We start from the raw sequence: 1,429 nt of genomic DNA, 5'->3' as shown, positions 1-1,429 counted from the left end.
CAGCCCCCGCCCGCCCGGTGCTCCGGCAGGGTCGTCTCCGCCGTGCCCTCCACCTCGAAGCCCGCGTCCGCGATCATGTCGAGGTCCGTCTGGCCCGCCTGGCCCTCGCTCGTCAGATAGTCACCGAGGAAGATCGAGTTGACCAGGTGCAGCGCGAGCGGCTGCATCGAGCGCAGATGGACCTCGCGCCCGCCCGCGAGCCGTACCTCCACATCAGGGCAGACGAACCGCACCATCGCCAGAATGCGCAGACAGCGCTGGGGGGTGAGGTTCCACTCCTTCGCCAGCGGGGTGCCCTCGAAGGGGATCAGGAAGTTCACCGGCACCGAGTCCGGGTCCAGCTCGCGCAGCGAGAAGACCACGTCGACCAGGTCCTCGTCCTTCTCGCCCATGCCCGCGATCAGCCCGGAGCACGCGGAGAGACCCGCCGCCTGCGCCTGCCGCACCGTGTCGACCCGGTCGGCGTAGGTATGGGTGGTGGTGATGTCCCCGTATGTCCCCTCGGACGTATTGAGATTGTGGTTGTACGCGTCCGCTCCCGCCTCCCGCAGTCGTTCGGCCTGGCCCTGGGAGAGCAGCCCGAGGCAGGCGCAGACCTCGACGCCGTCGTTCTCTTCCCTGATCGCCGCGATGGTCTTCGAGACCCGGTCGACGTCCCGGTCGGTCGGGCCGCGCCCGCTGGCGACCAGACAGACCCGCTTGGCGCCGCCCGCCACCCCCGCCGCCGCGGCCCGGGACGCCTCGTCGGGTTTCAGCCAGGTGTACTTGAGGATCTCCGCCTTGGACCCGAGCCGCTGGGAACAGTAGGAGCAGTCCTCGGGGCACAGCCCCGACTTCAGATTGACCAGATAGTTGAGTTTCACCCGGCGGCCGAACCACTGGCGGCGCACTCTGCCCGCCGCGGCCACCACTTCGAGCAGATCGTCGTCGGACGTCGCCAGTACGGCGAGCGCCTCGTCCCGGGTCGGCAGCTCGCGCCGCAGGCCCTTGTCCACCAGCGTGTTCAACAGATCCATGGCGCCGATCCTGACGTACGGCACACGCCGGGCGAAAGGCGGAACTCCACAACAGACCGGTGGAGAGGTGTGTGTATGGCCACACTTGTTTCCGGGTCGGTCCCGCCTAGGGTGTTGTCCGCAGCCTACAAATGCACCTGCAAATGGGCCGACGAAAGGACCGGACGCCTATGAGCCGGCAGTCCCAGGGTCCTTTCGACTGGATCGACGACGAGTCGCGCCGCCGTGAGCACGCGGGTCTGGTGCGTACGCTCAGGCCACGCGCGGCCGGCTCCGGGCCGCTGGATCTCGCGGGCAACGACTATCTGGGGTTCTCCCGCCGCCGGGAGATCACCGACGCCGCCGGCGACGCGGCCCGCCGCTGGGGCGCCGGGGCCACCGGCTCCCGGCTGGTCACGGGCAGCACCGCGCTC

General features: G+C 69.7%; 1 protein-coding gene and 1 pseudogene. One reads left to right on the top strand and one right to left on the bottom strand.

Annotated features, from left to right (window positions below):
* Positions 1-1,016, bottom strand: a 1,016-nt coding sequence (gene bioB, locus ACWF94_RS40440) for a biotin synthase BioB (protein WP_453500282.1), incomplete at its 3' end; no start/stop codon positions are given.
* Between the two features lie 170 nt (positions 1,017-1,186).
* Between bioB and ACWF94_RS40435 the strand changes: the two are divergent.
* Positions 1,187-1,429 (top strand): annotated as a pseudogene (locus ACWF94_RS40435) (8-amino-7-oxononanoate synthase); the annotation flags it as partial.

Source organism: Streptomyces sp. NPDC055078, assembly GCF_053607985.1.
The sequence above is the reverse complement of the archived record's forward strand: the minus strand, read 5'-3'. Positions and strand labels throughout refer to the sequence as shown.